A 6,857-nucleotide genomic window follows, 5' to 3' on the forward strand; every position below is an offset into this window, starting at 1 on the left:
GGGCCGTCCACTGAGGACGGCCCCTCCTCTTCACGGCTTGAGCACCACTTTCCCCGCCGTCGCGCGGGATTCCAGTGCCTCGTGGGCCTTCGCGGCGTCCCCGAGCGCGAACGGCGGGTGGACCAGCGGCACGAACCGCCCGCTCGCGAGCCCCGCCAGCGACTCCTCCTCGAGCGCCCGCAGGCCGCGCCGCATCAGCCCCGGTCCCAGCGCGACGGTCGCGGTGAGACTGTTGGCGAACAGGGCTTCCGTGCTGATCGGCGTCATCGACCCCGACGCCCAGCCGTAGATCACGTGCCGGCCGCCGGGCCCCAGCGTCCGCAGCGCCTGAGCCCCGGCCTCGCCCCCGACACCGTCGAGCACGACCGTCATGCCGGTGACGCCGTCCGCCCAGTCCGGCCGCGTGTAGTCGATGGCCGCGTCGGCCCCGTTGTCCACGACGTGGTCGAGCTTCTCGCCACTGGCCAGCCCGATCACCTGCGCGCCGACGTTGCGCGCCTCCTGCACGAACAACGCCCCCATCCCGCCCGCCGCCGAGGTCACCAGCACGACGTCGTCCGCCGTCAGCCGGGCCCGGTCCAGCACCGCGACCACCGTGCGCCCGGTGCCGACCATCGCGACCGCCGCCTCGAACGACACGGCGTCCGGCAACGCGTGCAGGGCACCCACGTCCGCCACCGCGAGCTCGGCGTAGCCGCCGTTGGCCTGCCCGAGGTGCGCGACGACCCGGCGCCCCAGCCACTCGGCTTCGACCCCCTCGCCGAGCGCCGTGACGACCCCGGCGACCTCCCGTCCCGGCGTCATCGGGAACTCGACGGGCCCGAAGCCGCCCTTGCGGATCGTGGTGTCGACGAGGTGGACACCGGCCGCGGCCACCGTGACGCGGACCTGGCCCGCACCCGGCTCGGGGTCGGGGACCTCCTCGAGCAGGAGGTGCGAGGCCGGGCCGAACTCGTGCTGCCGAATCGCGAACATGCCGCGACGCTACGAACTCCACCTAACTGGAGGTCAAGCGTCGCCGCGGGTAACTCCTTCGGGTGGAGATCACGGACGGGCCGGTCACCGCGCGGGATGATCATGGTCGTGACGCTGGGACCTGAGTCGGTGACGTGGCGGCTGGGCTGGTACACGCGGTTCGAGCTGGTGGTGCTGGGGCGCGCGGTGCTGCTGCAGGTCGCCCACCCGGTCATCGCCGCCGCCGTGCGCGACGGCTACCGCGCCGACCCGTTCGCCCGGCTCACCAGGACGATCACGTCGTCGCAGCTGCGGTTGTTCGGCGGCGAGCAGGCCGCGCGCGAGGCCCGGCGGCTGATCGAGGGCCACGCGCGGATCCCCGGTGCCGGCGAGGAGCTGTTCCGGTGGGTGCACGCCACCAGCTTCGACTCGCTGCTCACCGCCTACCGGCTGCTGCGCCCGCGGCTGCCCGCGATCCACGAGCAGCGGCTGTACCGGGAGTGGCGCGACACCGGCCTGTCGCTCGGCATCCGGAGCATGCCGGGCGACCTCGCGGAGTTGCGGGAGTACCTCGACGACGTGGTGGCGTCCCAGCTGGCCCGCACGGACGGCGTCGAGTGCCTGCTGGAGGCGTTCGAGCTGCGGTCGGGCAAGGCGCCCGGCGGCGAGCACCTGCCGAGCGCGCTGTGGCCGGTGGTGCGGCCCGTCGCCGCGCGCGTGCTGCCCGACTTCGCCGTGGGCACCCTGCCGCCCGCGGTGCGGGAGAAGCTCCGTCTGGAGTGGACGGACGCCGACGAACGCAGGCTGCGCCGGTGGATCCGGGCGATCCGCGTGCTGTCCGCGTGCGTGCCGACCCGGCTGCTGCACTACCCGATGCCGTACCGGGCGATGCTCAGTGCGCGATCATCACGTGCTTGACGCGCGTGTAGTCCTCCAGGCCGTGCAGTGACAGGTCCTTGCCGTAGCCGGACGCGCCGAAACCGCCGTGCGGCATCTCGGACGCGACCAGCCCGTGCGTGTTGACCCACACGATGCCGAAGTCGAGCCGTGCGGTCAGCGCGGCGGCCCGTCCGGCGGAGCGGGTCCAGATCGACGACGCCAGGCCCTGCGGCACACCGTTGGCCAGCGCCACGGCCTCGTCGTCCGAGCCGAACGACTGCACGGTGACCACCGGCGCGAACGCCTCCTCCTGGACGAGCTCGGACGACTGGTCGAGCCCGGTGATCACGGTGGGCTCCAGGAAGAACCCGGCGGACCCGTGCCGCTTCCCTCCACAGTGGACGATCCCGGACGAGCGGGCCAGCAGCCCCAGCACGCGGTCGAGCTGGGCCTGGCTGTGCACCGGCCCGAAGTCCACCCCGGGAACACACGCCGACGCCGCCTGCACCAGCGCGGCGACGAACTCGTCGTGCACCGCCGAGTGCACGAGCACGCGGGTGGCGGCCGTGCAGTCCTGGCCCGCGTTGTAGAAGGCGGCACCGACGATCCCCGCGGCCGCGGCGTCCACGTCCACGTCGTCGAACACCACCACCGGCGCGTTGCCACCCAGTTCGAGGTGCGTGCGCTTCACGGTCGCGGCGGCGCTGCGGGCCACCTCGACACCGGCCCGCGTCGACCCCGTCAGCGACACCATCGCCGGAACGGGGTGCTCGACCAGCAGCCGGCCGGTGTCGCGGTCGCCCAGCACGACGTTGAACACCCCCGGCGGCAGCACGGAAGAAGCCAGCGACGCCAGTAGCACCGACGACGACGGTGTGGTCTCGGCGGGTTTGAGGACGACCGTGTTGCCCGCGGCCAACGCCGGCGCGATCTTCCACACGGCCATCATCAGCGGGTAGTTCCACGGCGTGATCTGCGCGATCACCCCGACCGGCTCCCGCCGCTGGTACGAGGTGTGGCCGGGCAGGTACTCACCCGCCGCGGCCGTGCCGAGCGCGCGGGCGGCACCGGCGAAGAACCGGATCTGGTCCACGCACTGGGGAATCTCCTCCTCCAGCACGACCGGCCGGATCTTGCCGGTCTCCCGGACCTCGGCGTCGGCGATCTCGGGGGCACGGGCCTCCACCAGGTCCGCGAGCTTCAGTAACGCCCGCTGCCGCTCACCGGGCGTGGTGCGCGACCACGTTCCGAACGCATCGAGAGCAGCCTGCACGGCGGCGTCGACCTCCGCCGCACGGGACACGACGGCACGACCGAACTCCTCCCCGGTCGCCGGATCCACCAGCGGCGAGGTCTCCTCTGCCGCAACGGACTCGCCGTTGACGAAGTTCGCGACGATCACAGGTGCTCCAGGTGCGTGGGGGCGAACATGCGCAGCACCGCGGGCAGCACCACGACGTGCGGTCCGTCCGAGGCGAACGCCTTCACGAGGTCCTCCCGCAACGACTCCGGGCTGCTGCGGGTGGCGGGCACCCCGAACGCCGCGGCGAGCGCCGCGAAGTCCGGGCGCGCGAGCTCGGTACCGGTGGCGTGCCCGAACGCGTCGGTCATGTACTCGCGCAGGATCCCGTAGCCGCCGTCGTCGACGATCAGCCACACGACCCGCGACCCGTGCTGGGCCGCCGTGGCCAGCTCGGAGATCCCGTACATCGCGCCGCCGTCACCGGAGACCGCGAGCACCGGCCCGTCGACGGCCGCCGCGACGCCCAGCGCCGCCGGGAAGCCGTACCCGAGCCCGCCGGCGCCCTGGGCCGAGAACTGGGCGCCACCACGGGGATCCCACGCCGACCACGCCCAGTAGGCGAGGATCGTCATGTCCCAGCAGGTGTGCGTGCCGTCCGGGACCGCCGCCCGCAGCGCGGACAGCACCTGCCGCTCCAGGTCGAGCTCCTGCCCGGCGAACCGCTCCCGCACCCGGTCCAGCAGCTCCCGCACGCGCTCTTCCGCGACGCCGTCGGCCACCCTTGCCGTCACTCCGGAAGCCAAGGCGCGCAAAGCAAGGCGAGCATCGGCATGGATCCCCAGCGCCGGGTAGTTCGACTCCAGCTTGTCCAGGTCGGCCTCGACCTGGATCACGGTGCCGCGTGGCCGGAACGTCCGGTAGTTGCTCGACAGCTCGCCCAGCCCGGAGCCCACGACCAGCAGCACGTCCGCGCCGGCGAGGAACTCCGTGGTGTGCCAGTCCTCCAGCCACGCCTGTGCCGACAGCGGGTGCTCCCACGGGAACTTCCCCTTGCCGCCGAACGTCGTCACGACCGGCGCCCGCAGCTTCTCCGCCAGCTCCAGCAGCTCGCCGGCCGAGGCACCGCCACCGGCGAGGACCACCGGCCGCGCGGCGCCGTCCAGCAGCCGCACCGCCTCGGCCACCAGCTCGGCCCGCGGGGACAGCGCACGCGGCGACCACGGCACCGACGTCACCGGCGGCACGGACGCGGGCGCGAGCAGCACGTCCTGCGGGATCTCCACCCACACCGGCCCGAACGGCGCGGTCAGCGCGGCCTCCCACGCCTCGGCCAGCGCGGACGGGATCTGCGACACCCGCCGGACCAGCCGCGCGTGCTTGACCACCCCGCGGAACGACGCCAGCTGGTCGGGCAGCTCGTGCAGGTACCCGCCGCGCACCCCGCCCAGCCCGGCCGTCGGGATCTGCGACGAGATCCCGAGCACCGGCGCCGACCCGGCGGCCGACTCCTGCAACCCGGCGAGCGTCTGCAGCGCGCCGGGCCCGGTCGACACCAGCAACGGCGTCACCGACCCGGTGACCCGCGCGTGCCCGTCCGCGGCGAACGCGGCGTTCACCTCGGTCCGCGACCCGACGTAGCGCAGCCCGGAGCGGCGCAGCGCGTCGAACAACCCGAGCGCGTGCTGTCCCGGGATGCCGAACACGGTGCTCGCGCCCAGCGCCTCCAACGTCTCGACGACCACGTCACCGCCGGTGCGAGTCACAGACCCTCCTTCAACGCTCACCAGGTCGTGAGCCACGTGCGACGCTGCCACAGCCGTGATGTCCGCACGGCAGCCGGGACCGGGCCGCGACGGTCCTCGGCGTGCACCGCACCAGCGTCCGGCACCGGATCTCGCACGCCGGACGGCCGCTCGGGCGCGATCTCTCCACAGCGGACGCGAGGGCTTCGCCGTGGCTCGCGCTGACGTGGCTCGATTAATTCCTTTGCGGCCCTCGCGACTTGTCGGTCATCATTGTTCCATGAATACCGCAGAGGACTGGGCCGGAGCGCCCTCGAAGCTGTGACCAGCTAGTTCACTTTCCACTATTCTCTGCGAGCATTTGTCTTTGAATGCTCGTCCTCGGCGTGTTCGTCCAGTGGTCAGGACACCGGATTCTCACTCCGGAAACACGGGTTCGATCCCCGTGCGCGCTACGTGGCCCGGTCTCAGTGGGGTGGGCCGGGCCCTCCCGCAGAGGTGTCCATGTCAGACGGACCCAAAGAATCTTCGAAAACTTCGCCCGAATGGTCTAGGCGCCAGTTACGCTCTGCGAATGGCCGCGGTCCCCGCCTTCGCACGCTACGAGGTCGACGTACGTCGGCCGAACGCCGCGCGGATCCACGACTTCTACCTGGGCGGCGCGCACAACTACGCCGCCGACAGGGCGTTCGCCAAGCAGGCGGTCCGGATCGACCCCGAGCTGCCGCTGCTCACCCGCGCGCACCGCTCGTTCCTGCGCCACGCCGTCCGCCACTGCTGGGCGGCCGGCGTGCGCCAGTTCCTCGACCTCGGCGCCGGCATCCCGACCTGCGGGTCGACCCACCAGACGCTGCCGGAGGCCCGCGTCGTCTACGTGGACTCCGACCCCGTCACCGTCGCGTTCGGCCGCGGCCTGCTGCGCGGTGAGCCGCGCGCGTGCGCGGTGGAGGCGGACCTGCGCCGTCCCGAGCAGGTGCTGCGGCATCCGGGCGTGCTGTCCCATCTCGACCTGCGCGAGCCGTACGCGGTGCTGATGGTCGACGTCCTGCGCTACGTCGACGACGCCACCGGTCCCGGCCGCCTCGTGCGCCGCTACCGGCACGCGCTGCCCGCGGGCGGGTTCCTCGTCGTCTCGCACCAGACCCCCGTCGAGCAGCTCATGGAGGGCCTCGCGACGGAACAGGCCTGCGCGGTGCCCGGCGCCCACGCGGGCATCGGCCGCAAGAGCAGCCGTTAGCGCCGGTGCCGGACCCGAACGGTTTGGCCGGTGTGAACGCGGGGTAGTCAGGCGACGACAAGTTCGGAGCCTGGAGGCGAGATGACCAACCGCGTGACTGTCAGGGTCGCCGGTCTGCAACCGGTGCAAATGCTGGCCGGTCTGGCCGGCATCGCGTTCATCGTGTTCGGCGTCGTGGGCTTCACACGCACCGGGACCGGCGACTGGGCCGCCCAGTCCTACGTGCTCGGGTTCTCGGTGAACCCGCTGCACAACCTGGTGATGGTGGCCGTCGGCGTGCTCGGACTGCTCATGGCTCTCGGGTCGGGTCTGTCCCGCCTGTACGGCTGGCTGCTGTTCGCAGGCTTCGCCGCGCTCTTCGTGTGGGACCTCATGATCACGGGGATCCTCGCGCAGAACCCGGCCGAGCAGTACGGCAACCCGCTGGCGGTCAACACCAACGACAACTGGCTGCACCTCGGCCTCGCGATCTTCGGCCTGCTGCTCGCGGTGATGCCCGCGCGCCGCAAGGTCATCACCGAGGAGGAGCCGGTCGTGCCGGAGCCGCGCTCGGAGGCGTTCCGCGACGAGCACGTCCGGGACGACCGCTTCCGTGACGACCTCCGGGACGAGCGGGCCGAGCCCGTCAGCCCGGTCGCGAACACCGAGCCGATCACCAAGGAGCACGCGGTGGTCGACCCGAAGACCGAACGCGTGAGCAAGGACAAGATCAAGCACTAGTTTCCGGACGTCTCCCCCCTCGTCCGGTCCCGGATAGTCCCCCTGTCCGGTGCAGTCGCGCCGTGAGAGCCCTTGATGTGGC

Annotated in this window: 6 protein-coding genes, 1 tRNA gene and 1 pseudogene; 5 read left to right on the forward strand and 3 right to left on the reverse strand. The window is 72.3% G+C overall.

Translation table 11 applies throughout. The features are described from left to right. Window positions 1-30 precede the first annotated feature (30 nt). On the reverse strand, window positions 31-975 hold the full coding sequence (locus ACFWV3_RS22775) for a zinc-binding dehydrogenase (RefSeq protein WP_382413451.1): 945 nt from the start codon (window positions 973-975) through the stop codon (window positions 31-33). A 108-nt stretch (window positions 976-1,083) separates the two neighbouring features. Here ACFWV3_RS22775 and ACFWV3_RS22780 point away from each other — a divergent pair, with 108 nt between their 5' ends. Further along, complete coding sequence (locus ACFWV3_RS22780) at window positions 1,084-1,872, forward strand: oxygenase MpaB family protein (RefSeq protein WP_382413453.1); 789 nt, start codon at window positions 1,084-1,086, stop codon at window positions 1,870-1,872. Here ACFWV3_RS22780 and ACFWV3_RS22785 read toward each other — a convergent pair. Both ACFWV3_RS22785 and ACFWV3_RS22790 read right to left on the reverse strand, forming a co-directional pair. Further along, the gene (locus ACFWV3_RS22785; RefSeq protein WP_382413455.1) at window positions 1,847-3,235 is read right to left on the reverse strand and encodes an aminobutyraldehyde dehydrogenase; all 1,389 of its coding nucleotides are present in this window, start codon (window positions 3,233-3,235) and stop codon (window positions 1,847-1,849) included. The genes ACFWV3_RS22780 and ACFWV3_RS22785 overlap by 26 nt on opposite strands. Continuing rightward, entirely contained in the window at window positions 3,232-4,839 is a 1,608-nt protein-coding gene (locus tag ACFWV3_RS22790) for a thiamine pyrophosphate-binding protein (RefSeq protein ID WP_382413457.1), read from the reverse strand. The genes ACFWV3_RS22785 and ACFWV3_RS22790 overlap by 4 nt, the downstream gene beginning before the upstream one ends. Window positions 4,840-4,919: 80 nt before the next feature. Here ACFWV3_RS22790 and ACFWV3_RS22795 point away from each other — a divergent pair. The 4 genes and pseudogenes from ACFWV3_RS22795 to ACFWV3_RS22810 form a co-directional block, all read left to right on the forward strand. Beyond that, a pseudogene (locus ACFWV3_RS22795) lies at window positions 4,920-5,057 on the forward strand (helix-turn-helix domain-containing protein); the annotation flags it as partial. A gap of 144 nt (window positions 5,058-5,201) precedes the next feature. Beyond that, window positions 5,202-5,273, forward strand: a tRNA-Glu gene (locus ACFWV3_RS22800). A gap of 119 nt (window positions 5,274-5,392) precedes the next feature. After that, window positions 5,393-6,055 carry an SAM-dependent methyltransferase gene (locus ACFWV3_RS22805; RefSeq protein ID WP_382413459.1) on the forward strand — a complete coding sequence of 221 codons (663 nt, stop codon included), beginning with the start codon at window positions 5,393-5,395 and terminating at the stop codon, window positions 6,053-6,055. Window positions 6,056-6,136: 81 nt separating this feature from the next. Further along, window positions 6,137-6,775 carry a DUF4383 domain-containing protein gene (locus ACFWV3_RS22810; protein ID WP_382413461.1) on the forward strand — a complete coding sequence of 213 codons (639 nt, stop codon included), beginning with the start codon at window positions 6,137-6,139 and terminating at the stop codon, window positions 6,773-6,775. The last annotated feature ends 82 nt before the right edge of the window (window positions 6,776-6,857 follow it).

The sequence above is a fragment of the Lentzea sp. NPDC059081 genome (assembly GCF_042738015.1).
Taxonomy (GTDB): Bacteria; Actinomycetota; Actinomycetes; order Mycobacteriales; family Pseudonocardiaceae; genus Lentzea.